We start from the raw sequence: 23,433 nt of genomic DNA, 5'->3' as shown, positions 1-23,433 counted from the left end.
CGTGTGAAAAAGTTCCGCGACCGATCAGCCGTCCTTCAGCCCCAGCACATCCAGCATGTCATAGGCTCCGGGCGCACGATGCCGCGCCCACAACGCCGCCTTGAGCGCACCGCGCGCAAAGACAGAACGGTCAGAGGCCACATGACGCAGGGTGATCCGCTCCCCCTGCGCTGCGAACAGAACGTCATGTTCCCCGACGATATCGCCCCCGCGGACAGAAACAAAACCGATGTCCCCCTTTTGGCGCGCGCCGGTCAGACCATCGCGCCCCCGGTCAGACACCGCATCGAGCGACACCCCTCGCCCCTCTGCCGCCGCCTCCCCCAGCATCAGCGCGGTGCCTGAGGGGGCATCGACTTTCTGATTGTGGTGAGATTCAATGACTTCAATGTCAAAATCTTCGTCCAGCGCCGCCGCCACGCGTTTGGTCAGCTGCACCAGCAGGTTCACGCCAAGGCTCATGTTTCCCGCGCGCACGATCACCGCACCCGCCGCCTGCGCATCGATCTGCGCGATCTCCTGTTCTGTCATCCCGGTGGTGCCAATAACATGAATGGCGCCAACCCGCGCTGCGGCCTGCGCAAAACGGATCGTTGCGGCGGGGCTGGTGAAATCAATCACCGCCTCACTGTCCGCCAGCGCGCTGTCGATGTCATCGCTGACCAGAACGCCGCGTTCCGTACCGCCCAGCGCCAGACCCAGATCGCGCCCGATCCAGTCATGTCCGGGTCGTTCCAATGCGGCGGACAGGGTCACGGCATCGGAGGTATCGATGGTGTCCACCAGCATCCGGCCCATGCGTCCGGACACACCTGTAATCGCAATCTTCATGGGTGTCGTCATGGCGCCCTCCTGCATCTGTCGCTCACAGGGCGTCTTAGCCTGCGTAGCTCCGCTTGGCAAAGGGCACGCAAGGGCGTAAATGAGATTTATGGGAAAGAACAAATTTCACACCGGCCCCGGCCCGTCGCAACGCCAGCTCCGCGTCGGAGAGACAATAAGGCGTGCGCTGTCGGATGTTCTGGCGCGCGGCGATGTGCATGACACTGACCTGAACCGCTTGTCCGTTACCGTGGGCGAGGTGCGCGCCTCCCCGGACCTCAAGATCGCGACTGCTTATGTCCTGCCCCTTGGCGGCCAAGGCAAGGATGAAGTCATCGCCCTGCTGGCGCGCAACAAGGGCGAGTTGCGGCGCTTGGTGGCCAAAAAGCTGACGTTGAAATTCGCGCCTGATCTGCGGTTTCAATTGGATGAAACCTTTGATCGCATGGATGAAACCCGCGAGATGCTCAACCGCGCCGAAGTCAAGCGCGACACCGGCCCCGTGCCAGCGGGAGAAAGCGACACCGAATGACCCGGCTTGGGTATATGGCTCTCTTTCTTGGTCTGGGCGCCAGCGCTTTGAGTGCTGCAACCTGCGAAGCAGTCACATATAACGGCGCGCAATACACGATCTGCGAGATCGACGCAGGCGAGGATCAGCTTGACCTGTTCCTGCGCGATGATGCAGGCGACATTTACGGCCAATTCACTTCTGTAGACCGCGCATTGTCAGAGCATGGTGAAAAGCTGGTCTTTGCCATGAACGCAGGCATGTATCACGATGATCGCTCACCCGTGGGCCACTACGTCGAAAATGGCGAAGAGATCATGCGCGTCATTCCCAACGCCGGACCCGGCAATTTTGGGCTACTGCCGAACGGTGTGCTCTGTGTGCGCGAAGGGCGCACGGATGTGTTTGAAACGCTGGCTTATATCGAAGCGGCCCCGGCCTGCAAACATGCGACCCAATCGGGACCGATGCTGGTGATTGACGGCGCGCTGCACCCGAGGTTTCTGGCGGATGGGACATCGCTCCATATTCGCAATGGCGTCGGCACATCAGCCGATGGGCAGCGTGTGGTCTTTGCCATATCGGATCAGCCGGTGAACTTTCACAGTTTTGGAACGCTGTTTCGCGATTATATCGGCGTGCCGAATGCCTTGTATTTTGACGGCAAAGTCTCGCGACTATATGCTCCCGATCTGGGCAGGCGGGATTTTGGTTTTGCCCTCGGTCCGATCATCGGCGTGGTCGCGCCCGCCGATTAGACCGTTGTGTGGTTTTGATCGCCGCCGCGTCGCATCTGTCATTTCGGGGCTGGGCAGCGGGTTTTTCTGACGCTAAGAGCGCGGCACGTATCTAAGGAGTGTATCATGGGGCGCAGGCGCAAGGGACGCGATATTTCCGGCTGGCTAATTGTGGACAAACCCGCTGGGCTCACGTCTACGGCTGTGGTCAACAAGGTCCGTTGGGCACTGGATGCCAAGAAGGCAGGCCATGCCGGTACGCTCGACCCTGATGCAACGGGCGTTCTGGCCGTGGCCTTGGGGGAGGCGACGAAAACCGTACCCTATGTGACGGGTGCCCTAAAGGCCTATGAATTTGAAATTCGCCTTGGGCAAGCGACCAATACCGATGACGCCGAGGGCGAAGTGATCGCGCAAAGCGACCTGCGCCCGACAGAGGATGAGATCAAGGAAGCGCTGAGCGCGTTCATCGGGGATATCGAACAGGTCCCGCCGCAGTTCTCCGCCGTCAAGGTCGATGGCGAGCGGGCGTATAAGCGCGCGCGCGATGGTGAGGAGATGACCCTCGCGGCGCGACCACTCTATGTGGACAGTCTGCTGCTGATCGACCGCCCGGACGCGGATCATGTGCTGCTTGAGATGGTCTGCGGCAAGGGCGGCTACGTGCGTTCGATCGCGCGCGATCTGGGTGCTGCTCTTGGATGTCTGGCGCATGTGCGGTCCTTGCGCCGGATCTGGTCCGGCCCGTTTGATGCTAAAAACGCAGCGGATCTTGAGACGATCGAAGCGCTCGCCCGGACCCCTGAGCTTGACGCGCATGTCCAGCCGCTGGAAACCGCGCTTGATGATATGCCCGAGGTCAAAGCCACTGCGGAGGGGGCGGTGCGCCTGCGCAATGGCAACCCCGGTATGGTTTTGGCAAGCGGCATCGAGTACGGCGAAACCTGCTGGGCGTCGTTTGAAAGCCGCGCAATCGCCATCGGGCGGTATAAATCCGGCGAATTGCACCCGGTACGCGTGATCAACGCCCCGGACTGACACGACCGATTGTTTCAATTCGTCGTAAATCTCGCGCCCGCGTCATCAATTCATGGCCATTGTTACATCGATTGTTACAGAAACGGCGCACCGCATCAGCGGTGCGTGAACAGCATTCACGTGGTGCCGCATGTCGCCCATATCGAGGTCAAGCGAAACAGAAATGACCCCGAAAGGACTACACGATATGAAACGTACCGCTCTTACACTCCTTACTGCCGGCGCCTTTGCAACGATTGCTTTTGATGTCTTCGGTCAAGCACTCAGCCCCCTTTTCGGCCACGCGAAACTGGCACCTGTGGGTCTGGCCGGCGCAACGATCAAATCGGTGTTCGGTACGAACCCTTCCGGTGCCGCCTACCTCTTGCACAGCCTGACCGGATTGCTGTTTTACGTCGTCGGTTATTTTGCCATCGCCCGCCCGGTGCAGATCGCCATCTTGCCCAAGCTGCATTGGAGCATCACCGCCATCGTCTATGGTGTCGCCCTGTGGGCCTTTGCCCTATACGGCATGGCGCATCTGGTGGCTGGAATGAAACCCTTCCTTGGCTTTACCGGCATCACCTGGGTCGCGCTTTGGGGTCACATCGTCTATGCGCTCGTCGCCGCTGCGATACTGGAAAGCCGCGGCGTGGTCATGGAACTGCCCAAGCGCACGCAACTCGCCCTGGGCTAAACCACCCCCTGATCAAGGCCGCTCCGATTTTCGGGGCGGTTTTTTGTTTTCAGATAGGGGTAACGGCGGGCCTTGTGACCTTTCGCTTCGGCGTAAAATGCACGAAGGTGGGGGTGGTCACAAAATCACAGGCAGATTGGGCGCATGCGCAAAGACACCCCCGCGACCCTTCATGATCCCGGCGGAAAGGTGCACCTGCGCCTTGGCGATGGCGTCACCGGCGGGGCGATCTTCTCTCCATGCGGGCGCTATCGACATGTGCTGACCCGCGACTGGACCCGACAGGGCGATCCCCCCCGCACCATCATGTTCGTAGGCCAGAACCCGTCTGTCGCCAGCGCAGAAGTATCGGACCCGACATGCAACAAGGAGGTGCGTTTTGCCAGACGCTGGGGCTTCACCCGCTATGTGAAAACAAACATTCTGGACTGGCGCGCCACGAATCCCAAGGACGTGCCGCATGACCCAGCCCTCGCCTGCAGTGCGGATAACCTGCCCAATATGATGGAAGAGGCCGCGCAGGTTGATGAGGTTCTGATGGCATATGGGAAACTTCACAAACGCTATGTGGATGTCGTTATGCGTACGGTCAGCGCGCTGCGGGGGACGGGTAAACCGCTGAACTGCCTCAAGCTGAACAAGGACGGCTCCGCCCAGCATCCGCTTTATATTCGTGACGATACCCAGAGGTTTGTGTTCCCGAGCTTTTCACACACCGACGTCTGACAAGGGCGAGGTTTGCGCAGCACAGCACGATTAACCCGGTGGTTATGTTTTAGCATTACACCGCTGTCTGAGTGATTTGTTGACGTGTTTTGTACAATCAGAGGCCGCGTATGCTGTGGTTAGCCGGTTTGATGGGTGTGATTGGTGTCAGCGCGGCCTCCTTCTTTGTGTCCCAGCCCGAAACGGACCCGGAAAACGGAGTGGTCGACGGCGACTTGGGACCGTCCGATCACTGCGATCTGATCCTTGTTTCTGGTCAGGCATACACATTGGGACCGGATTTATCCGGTGACCCGTTTCTGTTATCCCCTGACAGGGACGAAGGGCCAGAGCCGCCACGCAAAGAGGACTATGTCTTCGGTCCGACTCCGGGCGATCACCATACCGATCTGGCAGGACCCGTTTCACCCACCACGGACATGCCCGTACCCTTTGCCGTCCTGGGACAGGACAAGGATATCTTCGTCGACCGACTGCCAAGCGACAAAGGACCGCTTTTCCCCGATCGTGAAAGTGTCCCTGATCCGCTTTGGCTTCGAATGGGGCCGCTGTCCGGCGCGCTTGACAAAGAAATGCTGAATGACACCGCGCATGACCCGCACGCCAACAGCATCGCGCCTGACACAAAAGGCAGAGCGACACAAACCGTGGACGATACGGCGACCCTGCCGCAGGACCAGATGATTGAAGACACCAGCGCACCGCCATTCGCACCAAGCGATTGGAAAAAAACGGCCAAACGGGCGAAGTTTTGGATCATGAAACGGGTCAGGACACCCTGATGTTGGTCTGGAATGATACCATTGTCGACGCGTCGGCACCGGATATAGGTGTTGGAAAAGTCCCTTTCGACGCGCAGGTGGCACTGGTGCTGATGAACGGGCGCTGCGTGGCTCAAATCCACGGCGATCCGGGTTTGGACGCATCGGGTATCACAGTGATTCCCAGCAGTTCCGCGAGGCGCATTGGCCTTGAACCAGTTTAAGGCGCGCAAAGCGGCAATCGCAGCGATTCAATAATTGCCTTCCGACAAAAACCTGCCTATACGCGCCCATCGCCGGAAAGAATCCGTTCTCACGGCGAACCTCCACGGGCCTGTGCTGGACGACATCCCGGCCTGCGCCTTACTGAAACCTTTAGAATTAGGAGACCCCGATGTCGATTACAGCAGAAGAAAAAGCCCGCGTCATGAAAGAGTTCGCGACCAAGGAAGGCGATACAGGGTCGCCCGAAGTACAGGTCGCCATCCTCAGCTCGCGCATTGCGACGCTGACAGAGCACTTCAAAACGCATAAGAAAGACAACCACGGCCGCCGTGGCCTGCTCAAGATGGTGGCAACGCGCCGCAAGCTTCTGGACTACACAAAAGCCAAAGACGAAGCACGGTATCAGGACCTGATCAAACGTCTTGGACTGCGTCGTTAATCAGACCACTCCAACCCCGCGCGCAAATAGACGGCTTTGACCTGCCCGAAACCGGCTAGGTCTAATCACGCCAAAAGGGCGCAGCGCAATACCGATAAAACCGCGTCTTTTGACGCGGTTTTTTAATGGGCGGGACACCTGCACAACCGCGCCTGCTTCCGCTAGGGTTGCGACATGTATACCTTTGCCGCCGCTGTCTTTTTCCTCATCATCACCCCCGGTCCCGGCGTTTTGTCCGCTGCCGGTGTCGGCGCATCATTCGGAGCGCAGGCGGGCGTGCGCTATCTGGCCGGGCTGTTCATTGGCACCAACCTTGTGTGTCTGGCCGTCGTGAGCGGGCTGACCGCCTTTCTTCTCGCCGACCCCCGCTTGCGCATCATATTGTTTTTCGCCTCCGTCGCTTATCTGACATACCTCGCGCTGCGGATCGCATTTGCGGGCAGTAAGATCGCGTTTATCGAGAGGCAAAAACCGCCGGGCGTCATCGGCGGGATCGCCTTGCAGGCGATCAACCCCAAGGCTTACGCGGTGAATACAGCCCTGTTTTCCGGTTTCGGGTTTCTGCCGGGCAATCTGGTACTGGAAATCACGCTGAAATTTCTGATCGTGAACGCCATTTGGATACCCATTCATATCGCATGGCTTTATCTTGGGATCAGCCTGCGCAGAATGAACCTCCCAGACCGGACACAAAGGGCCATCAACATCGCCATGGCCGCCTCCATGATGGTGGTCGTTGCGCTGGCTGCGACGGCTCAATTCTGAATGACAGCGGGCAAGATATCCGCAGGCTGCGCTGCGCACCCAGACGCGCATCCTCTGTGTTTTGGTCATATTCACTGCATCAGCGGTTAATTTTGGTCAAAAACACTGCATCTTGGGAAAATGAAGGTTAACAATTCCTTGTTTTCTTCTATCATCAGTTGTGAGAGGTCGTGGAAATAAACCCGCTTACCGTTTGCGACCGGCCTGAATAACAGGACCCCCTCTCCCGGCCACAGACCCAGGTTATGGGCGGGCGGACAGGAGAAAACTCACAATGACAACAACACTGCTAGTGGGCCTTGATGGCCACAGCTCAGGCGAGCGTGCACTGGCATATGGCGAAGAATTGGCAAAACTCATCGGAAACTGCACGCTTCTGGTGGTCTATGTCATCGAATGGTCGCCCTATTCCTTCCAGACCGCCGAAGAAAACGCACAACGACACAAGCGCCGCGAAGAAGAGATTTCCACGGCAATGGCCCGCGTCGTGCAGCCCGCCTTGGACAGTTTGAAAGAAAAAGGCGTCACAGCCCAGGGCAAGGTCCGGCACGGCAATGTGTCAGACACGCTTGAATCCATCGCGTCCAGTTCATCCGCCGACCAGATTATCGTCGGTCGCTCAACCGAAACCGGTCTGTCACAACGCATTTTCGGCAGCTCCACTGCCAATCTGGTGATGCAAGCCACCGTCCCCGTCACCGTGGTCCCATAAGGAAAACACAATGCTCAAAAAGCTTAACTATCTGGCAGCCTCTGCCGCACTCGCGACGATGGCCAATCCGGTCATGGCGCAAGAGGCAAGCTCTCTTGACGCCCGCGTCAACGAAATCTTCGCAACATTTACCGGGCCGTTTGTTGGCCTGATCTTCGCGCCTTTTCCGGGCACGAGCTTCCCATGGATCGTGATGTGGCTGGTAATTGCTGCAACGATTTTCACCATCTATTTCGGTTTCGTGCAGCTTCGCTTCTTTGGTCACGCGATCTCTCTGGTCAAAGGGGACTATTCCGATCCCGATGACGCAGGCGAGGTCAGCCACTTTCAGGCCCTTGCAACCGCGCTTTCCGGTACGGTCGGCCTCGGCAATATTGCCGGTGTGGCTGTTGCGGTGGGCATCGGCGGGCCGGGGGCGACATTCTGGATGATCCTTGCGGGTCTGCTCGGCATGGCCTCGAAATTCACCGAATGTACGCTCGGCGTCAAATACCGTAACGAATACCCCGATGGCACCGTTTCCGGTGGTCCGATGTATTACATGTCCAAAGGTTTTGATGAGCTTGGCCTGCCCGGTGGCAAGATTCTGGCTGTCCTCTTCTCAGTGTTCTGTATTCTTGGCGCACTTGGTGGAGGCAACATGTTTCAGGCCAACCAAGCACATGCACAGATCACCCAGATCACCGGGGACTATCCCGGCTGGATCACGGGTATCATCTTTGCCGGTGTGGTGTTCGCCGTGATCGTCGGCGGGATCAAATCCATCGCCAAGGTGACCGAAAAAGTCGTTCCCTTCATGGGCATCATGTATGTCGGTGCCGCGCTCATCATTCTGATCGTGAACTTCGATATGATCGGCTGGGCCTTTGGTCAGATCTTTGTTGGCGCCTTTACCGGGCTTGGGGTCGCGGGCGGTTTCGTCGGTGCTTTGATCCAGGGGTTCAAGCGGGCGGCGTTTTCGAACGAGGCGGGCGTGGGTTCCGCAGCGATTGCGCACTCTGCCGTGAAAACCAAGGAACCGATCACCGAAGGGTTTGTCTCCCTGCTGGAACCTTTGATCGACACGGTGGTGATCTGCACAATGACAGCCCTGGTGATCATCATCTCGCAACAGTTGATCATTGATGAAGCAACCGGCAATTACATGCTGAACGAAGCAGGCTCTGCGATTGCGACGGTTGATGGGAATTCGGGCGTGGCGCTGACCTCGGCAGCCTTCGCATCCGGCATCAGCTGGTTCCCCTTCATTCTCGCAATTGCGGTTGTGCTCTTTGCCTTCTCGACCATGATTTCGTGGTCCTACTACGGGCTGAAAGCATGGACGTATCTGTTTGGTGAAGGCAAAACCTCTGAGCTGGTATTCAAGGTCATCTTCTGCATCTTCATCGTGATCGGTGCCGCGGCCAGCCTTGGCCCTGTCATTGACTTCTCGGATGCGGCGATCTTTGCCATGGCTGTTGTGAACATCTTTGCGCTCTACTTCCTGATGAAACTGGTACGCGCGGAACTGGCCAGCTACAGCGCCCGCCTCAAGTCGGGTGAAATCAAGAAGTTCAGCCACTAAAGCGTCATGGCAAAAACCTCGATCACGTAACGCTGCCTGAAACCAAGGGTTCAACGCGTTACGTGATACTCGATGTTTCAGGTAATTCGTCAGACGCTCTAAAACCGCAAGGCGCGCCGAAAGACGGGCGCGCTCTGCACAAGGCGACATCATGCTGGCGTGCTGTCGTTAGTTCATTATCCCTGAACAAACCTACCAAACACCAACCGCTCTGCCCGTGCCTGCGCGGGCTGTGGTTTCCCACCGGTATCTGCGACGGCGGGCAGCCACCGCAGGCCGTATCGGCCGCGGATTCCGCCCGTGCATCCATCCCTTTCCAAATGCCCGCATCTCGTGTATGCCCTCGCAATCTGAAAGCCGGCGCCCGGACCTCAGCGCCGCCAAAAGAAGATACCGGGGTCAGGGGGAATTCGCCCTCTATGAAATGGCCAATGGGCCGAAACAGGAAACGTAGATGTTCAACGAGACGAAAAAATCGATTGAGTGGGGCGAAGAGACGCTCACACTCGAAACAGGAAAAGTGGCCCGCCAAGCGGATGGGTCGGTGATTGCAACGCTGGGCGAGACCAGCGTCATGGCAAACGTCACCTTTGCCAAGAAACAAAAACCGGGTCAGGATTTCTTTCCGCTGACCGTACATTATCAGGAAAAATACTACGCGGCAGGCAAAGTCCCCGGTGGTTTCTTCAAGCGCGAAGCGCGCCCGACTGAAAAAGAGACACTGACAGCACGTCTGATTGACCGCCCGCTGCGCCCACTCTTCGTCCCCGGCTTCAAGAACGAAGTGCTGGTGATGTGCACCGTTTTGTCCCACGATCTGGTGAATGATCCCGATATGGTCGCGATGATCGCAGCCTCGGCGGCGCTGACCATCTCCGGCGCGCCCTTCATGGGGCCAATCGCTGGTGCCCGCGTCGGTTTTGAGGATGGCGAATATATCCTGAACCCGACCGTTGATGACATGCAGGATTTGCGCCTGAACCCTGAACAGCGCCTTGATCTGGTCGTTGCCGGAACCAAAGACGCGGTGATGATGGTCGAATCCGAAGCCTATGAGCTGTCCGAAGCGGAAATGCTGGGTGCGGTGAAGTTTGCCCATGACGCGATCCAGCCTGTGCTGGACCTGATCATTGATCTGGCAGAAGACTGCGCCAAGGAGCCGTTTGACTTTTCACCGCCCGATTACTCTGAGCTTTCCGCTGCGGTCAAAGCTGCCGGTGAGACAGAGATGCGCGCCGCTTTCGCGATTTCCGACAAGCAGGAACGCACCACAGCTGTTGCTGCCGCCCGTGAAACCATCATGGCCGCGCTGAGTGACGAGCAGAAAGAAGACCCCAACCTCGGCTCCGCGATGAAAGGGCTTGAAGCCTCCATCCTGCGCGGCGACGTGGTGAAAACGGGCAAGCGGATCGACGGTCGTAAAACCGATGAAATCCGTGATATCGTATGTGAAACGGGTCTTTTGCCCCGCACGCACGGCTCCGCGCTGTTCACCCGTGGTGAAACGCAGGGCCTCGTTGTGACCACTTTGGGCACCGGCGATGATGAGCAATTCATCGACGCGCTGCACGGGAATTTCAAATCGAACTTCCTGCTGCATTATAACTTCCCGCCCTATTCGGTCGGTGAAGCAGGTCGCGTGGGCCCTCCCGGACGTCGTGAAATCGGTCACGGTAAACTGGCGTGGCGTGCGTTGCAGGCGGTTCTGCCAGCGGCGACCGACTTCCCCTATACCGTGCGTGTTGTTTCCGAGATCACCGAATCCAACGGGTCATCTTCGATGGCATCGGTCTGCGGTGGTTCCTTGTCCATGATGGACGCAGGCGTTCCGCTCAAGGCACCGGTTGCCGGTGTGGCCATGGGTCTGATCCTCGAAGAGGACGGTTCCTATGCGATCCTGTCGGATATCCTGGGTGACGAAGACCACCTTGGCGACATGGACTTCAAAGTGGCCGGTACAGAAGCCGGGATCACATCGTTGCAGATGGACATCAAGATCGCAGGCATCACGCCCGAGATCATGGAGAAAGCACTGGAACAGGCCAAAGCGGGTCGCATCCACATTCTGGGCGAGATGGCCAAATCCATCACCGGCGCGCAGGATTTCTCGATCCACGCACCACGCATCGAAACCATGCAGATCCCGACGGATAAGATCCGCGAAGTGATCGGGTCAGGTGGTAAGGTGATCCGCGAGATCGTCGAAGTATCCGGTGCCAAAGTGGATATCAACGACGAAGGCATTATCAAGATTGCCAGCCCGAACGGCGAAGCGATCAAGAAAGCCTACGACATGATCCACTCCATCGTGGCCGAACCCGAAGAAGGCATGGTCTACACCGGTACGGTTGTGAAAATCGTCGACTTCGGTGCTTTCGTGAACTTCTTTGGCAAGCGCGACGGTCTGGTGCATGTCTCCCAGATCGAGAACCGCCGCCTGAACCACCCTTCCGACGTTCTGAAAGAAGGCCAGGAAGTAAAGGTCAAGCTGCTGGGCTTTGATGATCGCGGGAAGGTGCGCCTGTCGATGAAAGTCGTCGATCAGGAAACCGGCGAAGAAATCAAGAAAGAAGAAGCGCCGGCAGACTGATCCGCGCTTCACCTTAAAAAGCAAACCCCGGCGGCGACGTCGGGGTTTTTTGTTTGGCTATGACTAAAGGCGAAACACCACAAACATCGTCAGTCGCGCAGCGCAATGTGAATCAGGTTTTTCACGTGATGCTTCAGCGACGTTCATGCCGCCCCTTGAACCACGTGAGGCGGATCTGTTCTTTTGCAATAACCCGCCGCAGTCTGTTCAGGAACGACCATATCTGAAACCTCTGCCAAAGTGTCACGTCAGGCTCTCTGAAAGCACTGCGCATGGCACCGAAAGAAGGCAGCAGAAACCGTTTGAACGGTGGAATGTGATATTTCCACTTTTTCCTGGGGTCGGCGTTTCGGATTTGGGCGCCCAGAATACGCCGCCGTTTGATTGCATGTGCCTCCATCGAGGCGCGCGCAGGGTGACCAACCATGACTTCGGGCACGTAAAGCTGCTTCACACCTTGCGCATTGCATCGCCTTGCCCATTCCATATCCCCGCCGGAGAGGGCAGTGTCATCGAATAGCCCAACCGCTTCGAACGCGGCACGGCGCACGAAAATATTCGCCGTCGCGGCGCGTCCTTGACTGGCGTAATGCTCTTGCTTGAGGGACGTCATACGATCCACACGCTCCGCAATCGTCCATACCTCTCCTGCGGCCTCAAGCTCGACAGCGCCGGCAAACCGCAAGACATCCGGATGCGCCGCGAAAGCCTTGAGACCTTGCGCAATGTAGTCCGGCCGCGGCCTGCAATCGGCATCGGTAAAGAACAAAAGGTCAGTACCCGCAGCACCTATCCCCGCGTTGCGCGCTGCATATGATCCCGGCTTTGGCTCCCGGATCACACGGGCATTGGGTGGCAGATGAAAGTCATCCGGCACTTCATCGGTCGCAGCATTGTTGACGACAACGATTTCGAAATCCGACGCGGGGGTTGTTTGCGCCTCCAGAAGATCAAGGCAGCGCTGAAGATCGGGCCAGCTGTGATAGGTCGGGATAATTACGGACGCTTTCTTGTCCAATTGGATGCTCCGCATGTCGCTTTCGGCGCTGGTTGCGCTGGCCCCGTATACACAGTAATCCCTGTTCATGTCCACATTGCGCCCCCTTCGGATCACGGTTTCGACCCTCACGCGGCAACGTCCGGCCATGCTCGCCGCGCTGATTGAAAGCTGGGGCAAAATGGCTGTGCCAATTGCCTGCGAAATCACCTGTCTGGTTGTGGAAAATGACGCGGAACCCAAGAGCGTCGGCGTGGTTGACGTGGCCCGACCGCTGGCGAATGGCGTGGGGCTGGCCTATGTGCTCGAAACCGAACCGGGTATTCCCTTTGGACGCAACCGGGCGGCAAAGGAAGCGATCGCTGCCGGATCAGATTTGCTGGCCTTTGTGGACGATGATGAAATCGTGGCAGAAGACTGGCTGGTCAAACTCATCGCCGCTTACCGCCACAGCGAAGCGCTTTTGATCGGCGGGCCGTTGCGCGTCAAGGAAACGCCACGCAAATTGTCTTTTGTCGCCGCTCTCATGGATAAATGTATTGCCCGCCGTTATCTGCGCAAGGAAACGCGCGCCGCGCGCCGGGCCGATCTGACGGGCACGCCGGGCGTGACGATTGTGACCAACAACTGGCTGGCTGAAACCTCGGTTTTTGAAAAACACGGTATCTGGTTTGATGAGAAAATGCGTTTTACCGGCGGGACGGACTCCAAGCTCTGTGCCGAGGTGAAGGCCGCCGGATTGCCAACCGCATGGGCGGCTGACGCGGCCGTTTATGAAGAAATCCCGCTTGAACGGCTCGCCATCCGTTATCAGTTCAAACGGGGTCGCGATCAATCCTCGACCAACTATACCCGCAAGCTCGAAGGGCAACCCTCGGCAAAATATAACGTCCTGGTCAGCGTGCCGATCAAGATCGTCATCATTTGCGGTCTTGTGATTGCGCTGCCATTCACGGGGGGCCGCACCTTGCTGGATGTGGTGCGCACGTCGGGCTGGGTTGCCGGGCGTTTCGACGCGCTGCGCGGGCGCCGTTCTGATCTTTACAAGACCGTCACGGGCGACTAGCGCGTCTGGCGAAATTCCGTACACATCGCGTATCATGCAACGCGTTGAAATCTTTGATTTCAGGCAGCGTTACGTGCTTCAGGTTTTTCGCATGACGCTCAAGTGGCAGGCCCGCACCCTGCGTAACCCGGGGCACGGGCCAGTTTCTCAGCTTGGCGCTTTGGTTTTGCGCAAATAGGGCAGGACGGTTTCAAAGTCGCCGAATTTCGCCTTGGCGTCTTCATCCGACACCGATGGCGGAATGATCACATCCTCACCCGGAACCCAGTTTGCGGGGGTCGCAACACCTTTGCCGGTCGACATTTGCAAACCATCAAGGGCGCGCAGCACTTCGGCAAAATTACGACCAACGGTCATCGGGTATGTCATCGACAGTTTAAGCTGCTTGTCCGGCCCGATGATGAAGACCGACCGCACCGTTGCGCTGTCAGCAGGTGTGCGGCCGTCGGGCAGATAGGCCTCCGCCGGCAACATGTCAAAGGCTTTAGACACGGCGAGCCCTTCGTCAGCGATGATCGGAAAGCCAGCGGTTGTGCCCGCGACATGTTCGATATCACCTTTCCACTTCTTGTGATCCTCAACGCCATCAACCGAAACGCCGATCACCTTGGTGCCGCGTTTTTCCCACTCATCGGCCAGTTGCGCGACGGCGCCGAATTCCGTGGTGCAAACCGGTGTGAAATCCTTTGGGTGCGAGAATAAAATCGCCCAGCTGTCGCCAATCCAGTCATGAAACTGGATCGTTCCGTGGTCAGTTTCCGCTGTGAAATCGGGAACAGTATCGTTGATGCGCAAGCCCATAAAAATCCTCCGGTGCAGTGCTGTCATTCATTCTGCGCACATCTAATACTTATCTCGGCCAGTGACACCCCCTCTATTGCCGTTCACACGCGACAGTGACACAGTGCCCGCCGAACAAGGTGTACCAGATACCCTCTTAAAGGAACGAACCTCATGCTAGAAAAGCGCAATTTCTATATCAATGGCCAGTGGGTTGCCCCGGTAAAACAGAATGACTTTGCCGTGATTGATCCCTCGACCGAGGAACAATGCGCGGTCATTTCACTAGGTGGACAGGCGGATACGGATGCAGCCGTTGCCGCCGCACGTGCAGCGTTCGACGATTGGTCTCAAACCTCGAAATCGGAGCGTCAGGGCCTGCTGAAGCGGTTGCTGGAAGTCTACAACGACCGTTCTGAAGAAATGGCACAAGCCATGTCGATGGAAATGGGTGCGCCCATGGCGCTTAGCCGCGCACAGCAGGTCGGTGCAGGCAGTTGGCACCTTGAGGGCTTTCTGAAAGCCTTCGAAGACTTCAGCTTTGAACGTGATTTCACAAGCAGCGAAAAGACGCTGCTCGAACCGATCGGGGTTTGCGCGCTGATTACGCCATGGAACTGGCCGATGAACCAGATCGTGCTCAAAGCGGTGCCTGCCATGGCGACCGGCTGCACGATGATCCTCAAACCATCCGAAATCGCGCCGCTTTCCGGTTTGCTGTTTTCCGAGTTCGTTCATGAGGCAGGCTTTCCAGCGGGCGTTTTCAACATGGTCAACGGCGATGGTGCCGGAGTGGGCAGCAAGCTTTCCGCGCACCCGGAGGTCGATATGGTCAGCTTCACCGGCTCGACCCGCGCCGGAATTGCGATCTCCAAAGCGGCGGCGGATACGCTCAAACGCGTGAGCCTTGAACTTGGCGGCAAGGGTGCAAACATCATCTTTGAGGACGCACGCCCGGACGCTGCGAAATCCGGCGCGGTGCGGTGTTTCAGAAACTCGGGCCAGTCCTGCAATGCGCCAACACGCATGCTGGTGCATAAATCCCGTTACGACGAAGCGGTCGAGATGGCCGCCGATGTCGCCAGGAACACGCATGTCGGCCCGGCATCCGAAGAGGGCAAGCACATTGGCCCTGTCGTATCAGAGGCACAGTTCGACAAGATCCAGAAGCTGATCGAGGTCGGCATGGGCGAGGCGCGCCTCGTTGCGGGTGGTCTGGGGCGTCCTGACGGGCTGAACCGGGGCTACTTCGTCAAACCGACAGTATTCGCGGATGTCACCAATGAGATGACCATCGCGCGCGAAGAGATCTTTGGCCCGGTGCTGTCGATCATCCCGTTTGAAAGCGAAGAGGAAGCCATCGCCATCGCCAATGACACGCCCTACGGGCTGACCAACTACATCCAGACCGAGGATACCGACAAACGCCGCCGCGTAGCACGTCGCTTGCGCTCTGGCATGGTGGAAACGAATGGTCAGGGCTTTGCCCAGGGTTCACCTTTTGGCGGCTATAAACAATCCGGCAATGGGCGCGAAGGTGGAATCTACGGCCTTGAGGAGTTCCTCGAAGTCAAAGCTGTCTCCGGCTGGGCGGCGGAATAAACCCCGGCTACAAAAGGTAAAGCGTGGTGCGGAAAACCTGACAAACGTATCGCTGCCTGAAGCTAAGGATTTCAACGCGATACGTGATGTTTAAGGTGTCTTGTAAAACGCCCTAAAGGCACAGGCCGCCAAATCGGTGGCCTGATCTGCACCGCGGCACCAAAGGGCATCGCAAACGCGAGCACCCTTTAAACGCTACGCGGCCGCACTGTGAAAGTGCGGCCGGTTTCTGCGCAAAAAGCGTTACTCAGTTCTTGAGATAGGCTTCCATACTGTCATCCAGCGCGTCTTTCCAAGGTGTGTGATGAACCGGGGCCATCGTACCCGTCATCACCGACTTATAGCTGTTGTTGCGGAAGCCCATGATGTCTTCGGCCTTGTGCTTCTTCCACTGGAAGAACGCCTCACATGCGCCGTCGATGTCGAAATCGGGGTAATCCGTTTCCGCGACCAACTCCTTGATATAGTCAGCCTGATAGCGGATCGCATATTTGGTATCGTCATCCTCTTCTTCGCGTGCCTCACGCTCTTTGACGTCCGCCACCATCTCGGCCTTGGATACTTTGGACAGATCAATCTTGCCAAGGATCGCATCGCGCACCCACCACGCTTGGGCATCGAACATATTGAAGGTAAACCACTGATCCTGCATGCCAAGGTAGAACATCTTGGGATTATGCACAAAAGCCACACCTTTGTAGAGGTCGGCTGACGCCAGACGGTTGGCCGTCTTCAGGCGCAAATCATCGGGCAGGAAGTTGAAGAAGTGTTTGTACCCTGTGCACAGGATGATCGCGTCCACCTCTTTCGTGGTGCCATCCGCAAAGAAAACGGTATTGCCGTCGACCTTTTGCATCGCGGGCTTTTCTTCCCAGTTCTCCGGCCATTTAAAGCCCATCGGTGCGCTGCGATAGCAGGAGGTGACGGTTTTCGCGCCATACTTCCAGCACTGCGAACCGATATCCTCGGCAGAATAAGACGATCCGACGACCAGAATATCCTTGCCCGTGAATTCGCGCGCATCACGGAAATCATGTGCATGCACGACGCGCCCCTTGAAGGATTCAAACCCTTCATAATAAGGTACATTTGGCGTTGAAAAATGTCCCGATGCGCAGATTACATGGTCAAACGTCTCTTCATAGACGTAGTCCTTCTTGTGATCATGCACAGTGACCGTGAACAGGCCCGTGTCGTTGTCGTAAGACACCCAACGCACTGCCGTGCTGAAGCGGATCCAGTCCCGTACCCCTGCCTTCTTCACGCGCCCTTCGATATAGTCGAACAGGACAGCGCGCGGCGGATAAGATGCGATCTGCTTGCCGAAATGCTCCTCAAAAGAGTAATCCGCGAACTCCAGACCTTCCTTTGGGCCGTTGGACCACAGATAACGGTACATCGAGCAGTGCACAGGCTCGCCATTTTCATCAAGGCCCGTGCGCCACGTATAATTCCACAAACCACCCCAGTTGGACTGTTTTTCAAAACAGACGATTTCGGGAATTTCTTCTCCTTTTTCGGCTGCGGATTGAAAGGCGCGAAGCTGGGCAAGTCCTGATGGCCCTGCACCGATAATGGCGACACGTTTTGTGCTCATGTCTGTCTCCCTACTGGATGGTTTGAAAGTGGTACTTATTGGCTGAACCAATTGTCGCCTTCTCCAGGGGCTTGAGTCAATGGTTTTTCACCACAGAAAACAAAAATCTCTGAAGTTAAACAAAATCAGCGTTTCAAGCCACTCGAATAAGCGGTATGAATTGGTATGTTCTCTTCCAGCTTCGCCCATCGTATCGCCCTGTCTTCGCTGTTTCCCAATGATGGTGTCGGCATGGAGGAACCAATCAATATCGGCTTTCTGGCACCGCTCACCGGCCCGGTCAGTTCCTGGGGCCTGCCCGGCCTGCATGGCTGCCAGCTTTGGGCCGAATGGCTCAACCGGGCGGGCGGGCTGTTGGTCGGGGGACGACGCTACCCCTTGCGCATCCTGCCTTATGATTGCGGCTATGATCCCCAAAGCGCACTTGAAGGGGCACGCCATCTTGTCCTGTCCGAAAAGGTGAAACTCCTCATGATGCTGGGGGGGGATACCTTCACGCCGTTGCGCAGTTTCCTGATGCAGAATCGCGTTCTGACCTCGACCCTTCTGCCCAGCGATCTGTCCCCCGATACGCCTTACCTGATCGCCCCGTCAGAGGTGCATCCGGTCTATAATGTGACCGGGGTGGACTGGCTGGCTGCGAATGAACCACAGAGGCGCCGCGTCGCCATGTGCAGCCAGCGGGACGCGCTTGGCCTGCCATCCACTGCAACCTATCGCGCGGCCTTTGATGCCGCTGATCTGGCAATCGTGAAGGACATTCAATACCGCCCCGAAGACACGGATATCGCCGCCATCGTGCAACCGATGCTGGACGCCCGACCCGACATCCTGTGTTGGTGCACCAGCTACACACCTGCGGTTCATGCCATGACGGAATACGCCTTTGAACGGGGTTTCACTGGGCGTATCCTGTCCTGCACCCTGGACAACTATCCGCGCCTGATCGAACGCACGTCAGCAGGTTTCATGGAAGGCACGGTGTTTCAGTTCCCTGATTTTGATGACCCCGAACTTGCCCGCAAAGCTTTCTTCTTCAATCGCCCCAGTGCGTTTTTTGAAGAGTACAATGCGCGATACCCCGGCGCGTGGAGTGCGGTCAGTTGGGAATATGTCGCGATCCTCGAAATCTGGCATGCCGCCGTCGAAAGGGTCGCGTCGGTGTCCCCGGTTTCCGTTCTGACAACGATGAAACAGATGCAGCCCGTGACCCACGCCTTTGGCCCCGCCCGCTGGTGGGGAGAGAGCCTGTTTGGCATTGATAACGCGCTGATTGGCGACTGGCCGGTTGTTCAGATCAGGGAGGGAAAGGCACGGATCGCCGCGTTCCGCTCTATTCCCGAATGGCTGGAAAAGCACGAGGATAAGCTGCGCGAGCAGATGCGCGCCGAAGGTCAGCTTTGGCAGCAGCGCATCGAACTGGGATCCGCACCGACCCACCTGATCGCGCGCGAAGCGATGGATTGAAGCACCCGCGTTGGTGCATCAATGGTTGGGGTTGCGTTCAGGCCGCGCTCGCGGTGGCGGAAAGTGACGCCCGCACGCGGATCATTGCGATCACATTGGCCTGTTTCGACTTTGCCCATTCGGATCCGAAACGTGGGGAAATGCGCATTGAGCGCGGTGCTCAGGCCGCGCTCAACAAGATATCAAAGGCTCATGCGCATGGTGCCTGACAAGGCGCCAGACACATCGCATGTCACCCAACACCTTGAAATCCTTGATTTCAGACGGCGATGGATGAGCAAGGTCGTCGTCTGACGCTTCAGTTCACGGCCTTTGCGTCGACAACATCTTTCTCGATCTGCTTGGCCGAGGTGATCGAGATCTGACGGGGCTTGAGCGCCTCGGGCACTTCGCGCATCAGATCAATGTGCAACATGCCATCAACGTGGCTGGCACCGGTCACATGCACGTGGTCGGCAAGGTGGAAGCGGCGTTCAAACGCGCGGGTCGCAATGCCACGGTGCAGATAAGTGCGCTCCGTGTTTTCCTCGGCCTTGCGCGCAGAGACGATCAGCGCGTTTTCACGCACCTCAACGCTCAGGTCCTGATCAGAAAACCCGGCAACCGCCACCGAAATCCGATAGGCGTCATCGTCCAGTTTTTCGATGTTGTAGGGTGGATAACTCGGCTGGGCGCCCTCGTTGGTGAGCACTCGATCCATCAGATCAGCGATCTGATCAAAGCCAACAGTTGCACGGTAAAGCGGTGCAAAATCAAACGTACGCATAGGTATATCCTCTTCTTTGAGCGATAAATTCGGATGCTCTTACCCCAGACACATCCGGTTCCAGTTTTCGCAAGAACCCTCACAAAGGCGTCCTTACGATCCCGAAATGGGGATCCTTTCCGGGGTTTCAAGACCTTCAGGCGCAAAGCACACAACACAATAAAAACTGCCTCCCCAACTGCTGCGTTGCAATCGAAAGGATGCCAATGTGTTACTGCGCAGGGCGGATAAACCTGGCCCCCATGCTACTGCGGCTTTCTTCGATGGTGGTTTGCCGCAAGGCGGGCACAGCACGCACGAAGGGACGGTTTTGCCGCGCCAGCGTTTCATGCAATGCAGCAAGCGCACCGCTGAGATCCGTGCCGAGCGCGATGTTCTGCCCCTCAACCTCGGCCTTGGCGGACACCACGGATACGATGACCGCCGCGCCAGACGCAAAGGAAAAGATCGGCGCGCCAGACGATCCGAAATCGACCGCGCATGTGGTGATCAACACCCCTTCCTGACGGCCAAGCACCTCGCAAACCTCTTGCAGCGAGGGCGCTTCGGCGCGGTCACGCCCGTAGCTCACGACGCCGACCTGCGCGCCCTTTGCCGGGTGCGGGGCGGTTTCAAAGGGGGTGATCGTGGTGTTTCGGATTGGCCGCACCAGACGCAGCAGCGCCAAATCGTAACGCACCCTCTCCGGCGCGACCACGTCGCCATAGGTGTAATCTTTGTGCAAAGCTGCGTGTTTGACCTGCCGATGCGCCGCCGCGCGCCCCTTGCGCCAACCGGCCAGAAACTCGATTCCTGTCGGATCAACCTGCGCGCCACTGCGTTTGTCGAACAGACAATGCGCAGCTGTCAGCACAATGTCAGGTGCAATCAAGGCCCCCGTGCAAAAACCTCGCCCACCGATGTTCAAACGGCCCACAGCCTCCCAGGCGCCAGCGTCAACACCCGTCTCAAGGGCACGCAAGCCTTGGGGATCGGCTGCTGCCGACGTGGCAAGGCACCCCAGCAGTGCTGCTGCTCGAACCCATCTGCGCATGTGACCCCTTTCTGATCGGGCCTAGCACTACAGATCGGTTGGGGCAAAAATGAGGCCGGCGGTTTCTGTCCTGCCCCCCTTCAGCGGAGGTCAGCGCAGGATCGGCACGTCGGATTTTGGCATCGCATCGCCATCCAGCGACGGTGGCCTCGGCCCGCCCGTGGCCCAGTCCAGCAATTCAACACTGTGAACCACTGGAATCTCAGTGCCAGAGCCGATTTGCATCATGCACCCGATATTACCTGCCGCGATGACGTCCGGGTTTTTCGCCTCCAGCGTTTGCACCTTGCGCGCTTTGAGCTGTTTGGAAATCTCTGGCTGCATCAGGTTGTATGTCCCCGCAGAGCCACAGCACAGATGCGAATCGCGCGGCTCGACGACGGTAAAACCGGCGCGTTTCAACAAATCCTTTGGGAAGGTCTTGATCTGTTGACCGTGTTGCAGCGAGCAGGCCGCGTGATACCCCACGACCATCGCCTTGTCCTCACCGGCAGGCATGTCCAGATCAACCAGCACTTCGGAGACATCTTTGGCAATCGCCGAGACGCGCGCGGCATCCTCTGCCAAGGCCGGATCGTTGCGAAACATATGACCGTAGTCTTTCACGGTCGTCCCACAGCCGGATGTATTGATCACAATCGCGTCCAGACCGCCCGCATCCATTTCCCGCGCCCATGCGCGAATATTGCGCGCCGCCGTTGAGTGGCTTTCATCTGACTTGCCCATGTGATGGGTCAGAGCGCCACAACAACCCGCCCCTTTGGCCACGACAACCTCGCAGCCCAAACGCCGCAGCACGCGGATCGTCGCGTCATTGATGTCGGTATTCAGCGCCTTTTGCGCACAGCCGGTCATCAGGGCCACGCGTTTTTTACGTTCAATCTCCGGTGCAAAACTCTGCGGATCGTCATTGCGGCTGACGGGCGGGATGGTCTTGGGCGCCATCTCCAGCATGGCTTGCAACCGCGCATCCGGCATAAACCGTGCAAAAGGACGCCCGATCTTGGCACCCAGCAGGGCCAGACGGAACCGCATGGGATAGGGCAGGATACGCGCCAGAACCCAACGCAGCGCGCGGTCACTGAACGGCCGCTTGTAACGTTCTTCGATGTAGGCGCGCGCGTGATCGACCAGATGCATGTAATGCACGCCCGACGGGCAGGTGGTCATGCAGGCAAGACAGGACAGGCAGCGGTCAATATGTTTGACCGTTTTCGCATCCGGATCACGGTCGTTCTCAAGCATATCCTTGATCAGATAAATCCGCCCGCGCGGGCTGTCCAATTCATCCCCGAGCACCTGATAGGTCGGGCAGGTGGCGGTGCAGAACCCGCAATGCACGCAGGAGCGCAAAATCTCGTTGCTGCGCTGGATTTCCGGGTTTTTCATCTGCTCCGGTGTGAATGTTGTCTGCATTATGCGACCTCGGTTTCGGGGGCGTCCATCAGGCCCTTGTTGAGGATACCGCGCGGGTCAAAGCGCGCACGCAAACCTGCGCAGAGCCGTTCGATACCGGCAGACTGCGGGTGGAAAACAGGCAATCTGCGCCGCGTTTCCTCGGATGCCCGCACAAGCGTTGCATGGCCGTCAAACACTCCAAGTCTTGCGCGCAGATCGGTGTCCGGCGGGGTATTGACCCAGATCAGCCCGCCCGACCAGTCAAACGCGCAGGACAGCGCATCCGCACGCTGTGCCAGTTCCGCCGCCTGCGAGGGTTTGCAGGACACGCGCCAGACGTCCCCGGTCGCCTTCGCCATCACCGTCACATCGCGGATATCCCGCCAAACCTGCGCCGAGGCTGCAGCATCAATGACAGTGATCTGCGCGCCCGTCCCCGTGAGCAGGTCTTTCAGCGCGTTGATGCGATACGCCACAGACCCCTCGAACCCTTCAAGGCGCAGGAGGGTCACGGCGGCCTCCCCCTCGACATAGGCCCCATGCGCTGCCCCGGTAACTTCAAAAGGGGACCGCATGGCATCGGCCATCGCACGCACAGCGGCCACATCGCTCAGGCCGTGCAGCATGAGTGTGCTTTGTGTTTCAGGCACCGGCATCACCTTGAGCGACACTTCGGTCAAGACACCCAAGGTCCCAAAGGAGCCCGAAAAGAGCTTCACGAGGTCATAGCCGGTGACGTTCTTCATGACCCGGCCCCCATTTTTGACGATTGCCCCGTTGCCGTCCACAAATCGGACCCCAAGCGCATAATCGCGCGCCGCACCACCCTGTATCCGCCGCGGGCCACTCGCGTTTGTCGCCAGAACCCCGCCAATCGTGGGTTCGCCGGTGGTGCCGAGCAATTTGCGATAGTCGGTGGGTTCAAAGGCCAGGCGCTGGTTTTCCGCCGCAAGTGCCTGGTCAATGTCCCTCACCGTCGTGCCAGCAGCGGCAACCAGTGTCAGCGCACCCGGCTCATAAAGCGAAATACCGGTTATATAACGCGTCGACAGCGGCGTCCCCGGAACAACAAAGCCGCGGGTCGCGCCCCCCTGTATATGCATAGGAGCCGCAGCCGATTTTATGACGTCGGCCAGGGCCGCTTCGGTGTCAGGGGTGATC

The 23,433-nt window shown here is 57.9% G+C and carries 24 protein-coding genes; 16 read left to right on the top strand and 8 right to left on the bottom strand.

What is annotated here, in order from left to right; genetic code table 11:
- Positions 1 to 24 precede the first annotated feature (24 nt).
- Positions 25 to 843, bottom strand: coding sequence for a 4-hydroxy-tetrahydrodipicolinate reductase (gene dapB, locus RD1_RS02990; protein WP_011566970.1), 819 nt, complete (start codon positions 841 to 843; stop codon positions 25 to 27).
- Between the two features lie 88 nt (positions 844 to 931).
- Between dapB and rbfA the strand changes: the two genes are divergently transcribed.
- From rbfA to pnp, 12 genes are all read left to right on the top strand, one after another.
- On the top strand, positions 932 to 1,354 hold the full coding sequence (gene rbfA, locus RD1_RS02985) for a 30S ribosome-binding factor RbfA (RefSeq protein ID WP_044032909.1): 423 nt from the start codon (positions 932 to 934) through the stop codon (positions 1,352 to 1,354).
- Positions 1,351 to 2,091, top strand: a complete 741-nt coding sequence (locus RD1_RS02980) for a phosphodiester glycosidase family protein (protein ID WP_011566968.1) — start codon at positions 1,351 to 1,353, stop codon at positions 2,089 to 2,091. The genes rbfA and RD1_RS02980 overlap by 4 nt, the downstream gene beginning before the upstream one ends.
- A 105-nt stretch (positions 2,092 to 2,196) precedes the next feature.
- A complete protein-coding gene (gene truB, locus RD1_RS02975; RefSeq protein WP_011566967.1) occupies positions 2,197 to 3,108 on the top strand; it encodes a tRNA pseudouridine(55) synthase TruB in 912 nt (303 codons plus the stop codon).
- A gap of 187 nt (positions 3,109 to 3,295) precedes the next feature.
- Positions 3,296 to 3,784: a hypothetical protein gene (locus tag RD1_RS02970; RefSeq protein ID WP_074958564.1), complete on the top strand. Its 489-nt coding sequence runs from the start codon at positions 3,296 to 3,298 to the stop codon at positions 3,782 to 3,784.
- Between the two features lie 144 nt (positions 3,785 to 3,928).
- Positions 3,929 to 4,510 carry a DUF1643 domain-containing protein gene (locus RD1_RS02965; RefSeq protein WP_011566965.1) on the top strand — a complete coding sequence of 194 codons (582 nt, stop codon included), beginning with the start codon at positions 3,929 to 3,931 and terminating at the stop codon, positions 4,508 to 4,510.
- Between the two features lie 110 nt (positions 4,511 to 4,620).
- Positions 4,621 to 5,292: a hypothetical protein gene (locus RD1_RS02960; RefSeq protein WP_044032907.1), complete on the top strand. Its 672-nt coding sequence runs from the start codon at positions 4,621 to 4,623 to the stop codon at positions 5,290 to 5,292.
- Positions 5,292 to 5,495 carry a hypothetical protein gene (locus RD1_RS02955; protein ID WP_044032906.1) on the top strand — a complete coding sequence of 68 codons (204 nt, stop codon included), beginning with the start codon at positions 5,292 to 5,294 and terminating at the stop codon, positions 5,493 to 5,495. Before RD1_RS02960 ends, RD1_RS02955 begins: the two co-directional genes overlap by 1 nt.
- Positions 5,496 to 5,665: 170 nt before the next feature.
- Entirely contained in the window at positions 5,666 to 5,935 is a 270-nt protein-coding gene (rpsO, locus tag RD1_RS02950; RefSeq protein ID WP_011566963.1) for a 30S ribosomal protein S15, read from the top strand.
- 174 nt (positions 5,936 to 6,109) lie between these two features.
- Complete coding sequence (locus tag RD1_RS02945) at positions 6,110 to 6,700, top strand: LysE family translocator (protein WP_011566962.1); 591 nt, start codon at positions 6,110 to 6,112, stop codon at positions 6,698 to 6,700.
- A gap of 274 nt (positions 6,701 to 6,974) precedes the next feature.
- A complete protein-coding gene (locus RD1_RS02940) occupies positions 6,975 to 7,412 on the top strand; it encodes a universal stress protein (RefSeq protein ID WP_011566961.1) in 438 nt (145 codons plus the stop codon).
- 10 nt (positions 7,413 to 7,422) lie between these two features.
- Complete coding sequence (locus RD1_RS02935) at positions 7,423 to 8,976, top strand: alanine/glycine:cation symporter family protein (protein WP_011566960.1); 1,554 nt, start codon at positions 7,423 to 7,425, stop codon at positions 8,974 to 8,976.
- 454 nt (positions 8,977 to 9,430) lie between these two features.
- Positions 9,431 to 11,566 carry a polyribonucleotide nucleotidyltransferase gene (gene pnp / locus RD1_RS02930; RefSeq protein ID WP_011566959.1) on the top strand — a complete coding sequence of 712 codons (2,136 nt, stop codon included), beginning with the start codon at positions 9,431 to 9,433 and terminating at the stop codon, positions 11,564 to 11,566.
- A 133-nt stretch (positions 11,567 to 11,699) separates the two neighbouring features.
- Here pnp and RD1_RS02925 read toward each other — a convergent pair whose 3' ends face one another.
- Positions 11,700 to 12,653, bottom strand: a complete 954-nt coding sequence (locus RD1_RS02925) for a glycosyltransferase family 2 protein (protein ID WP_011566958.1) — start codon at positions 12,651 to 12,653, stop codon at positions 11,700 to 11,702.
- Here RD1_RS02925 and RD1_RS02920 point away from each other — a divergent pair.
- On the top strand, positions 12,652 to 13,629 hold the full coding sequence (locus RD1_RS02920) for a glycosyltransferase family 2 protein (protein ID WP_011566957.1): 978 nt from the start codon (positions 12,652 to 12,654) through the stop codon (positions 13,627 to 13,629). The two genes, RD1_RS02925 and RD1_RS02920, sit on opposite strands and share 2 nt — an antisense overlap.
- A 147-nt stretch (positions 13,630 to 13,776) precedes the next feature.
- Here the strand turns inward: RD1_RS02920 and RD1_RS02915 are convergent, their stop codons facing one another.
- Positions 13,777 to 14,430, bottom strand: coding sequence for a peroxiredoxin (locus RD1_RS02915; RefSeq protein WP_011566956.1), 654 nt, complete (start codon positions 14,428 to 14,430; stop codon positions 13,777 to 13,779).
- A 153-nt stretch (positions 14,431 to 14,583) separates the two neighbouring features.
- Between RD1_RS02915 and RD1_RS02910 the strand changes: the two genes are divergently transcribed.
- The gene (locus tag RD1_RS02910) at positions 14,584 to 16,011 is read left to right on the top strand and encodes an aldehyde dehydrogenase family protein (RefSeq protein ID WP_011566955.1); all 1,428 of its coding nucleotides are present in this window, start codon (positions 14,584 to 14,586) and stop codon (positions 16,009 to 16,011) included.
- A 247-nt stretch (positions 16,012 to 16,258) separates the two neighbouring features.
- Here the strand turns inward: RD1_RS02910 and RD1_RS02905 are convergent, their stop codons facing one another.
- Positions 16,259 to 17,608, bottom strand: a complete 1,350-nt coding sequence (locus RD1_RS02905) for a flavin-containing monooxygenase (RefSeq protein WP_044032905.1) — start codon at positions 17,606 to 17,608, stop codon at positions 16,259 to 16,261.
- Positions 17,609 to 17,773: 165 nt separating this feature from the next.
- On the opposite strand from RD1_RS02905, the gene RD1_RS02900 reads away from it, so the two are divergent.
- The gene (locus RD1_RS02900; protein WP_011566953.1) at positions 17,774 to 19,075 is read left to right on the top strand and encodes an ABC transporter substrate-binding protein; all 1,302 of its coding nucleotides are present in this window, start codon (positions 17,774 to 17,776) and stop codon (positions 19,073 to 19,075) included.
- On the top strand, positions 19,072 to 19,284 hold the full coding sequence (locus tag RD1_RS02895) for a hypothetical protein (RefSeq protein ID WP_011566952.1): 213 nt from the start codon (positions 19,072 to 19,074) through the stop codon (positions 19,282 to 19,284). The genes RD1_RS02900 and RD1_RS02895 overlap by 4 nt, the downstream gene beginning before the upstream one ends.
- Before the next feature lie 89 nt (positions 19,285 to 19,373).
- Here RD1_RS02895 and RD1_RS02890 read toward each other — a convergent pair whose 3' ends face one another.
- The 4 genes from RD1_RS02890 to RD1_RS02875 form a co-directional block, all read right to left on the bottom strand.
- Positions 19,374 to 19,841, bottom strand: a complete 468-nt coding sequence (locus tag RD1_RS02890) for an Hsp20 family protein (RefSeq protein ID WP_011566951.1) — start codon at positions 19,839 to 19,841, stop codon at positions 19,374 to 19,376.
- A 211-nt stretch (positions 19,842 to 20,052) separates the two neighbouring features.
- The gene (locus RD1_RS02885) at positions 20,053 to 20,874 is read right to left on the bottom strand and encodes a trypsin-like serine peptidase (RefSeq protein WP_011566950.1); all 822 of its coding nucleotides are present in this window, start codon (positions 20,872 to 20,874) and stop codon (positions 20,053 to 20,055) included.
- A gap of 90 nt (positions 20,875 to 20,964) precedes the next feature.
- Complete coding sequence (glcF, locus tag RD1_RS02880; protein ID WP_011566949.1) at positions 20,965 to 22,290, bottom strand: glycolate oxidase subunit GlcF; 1,326 nt, start codon at positions 22,288 to 22,290, stop codon at positions 20,965 to 20,967.
- Positions 22,290 to 23,432 carry an FAD-binding protein gene (locus tag RD1_RS02875; RefSeq protein WP_085978956.1) on the bottom strand — a complete coding sequence of 381 codons (1,143 nt, stop codon included), beginning with the start codon at positions 23,430 to 23,432 and terminating at the stop codon, positions 22,290 to 22,292. Before RD1_RS02875 ends, glcF begins: the two co-directional genes overlap by 1 nt.
- Position 23,433 lies beyond the last annotated feature (1 nt).

Origin of the sequence: Roseobacter denitrificans OCh 114, from assembly GCF_000014045.1 — a bacterium.
Taxonomy (GTDB): Bacteria; Pseudomonadota; Alphaproteobacteria; order Rhodobacterales; family Rhodobacteraceae; genus Roseobacter; species Roseobacter denitrificans.
This window is presented reverse-complemented; position numbering and strand designations above follow the sequence as displayed.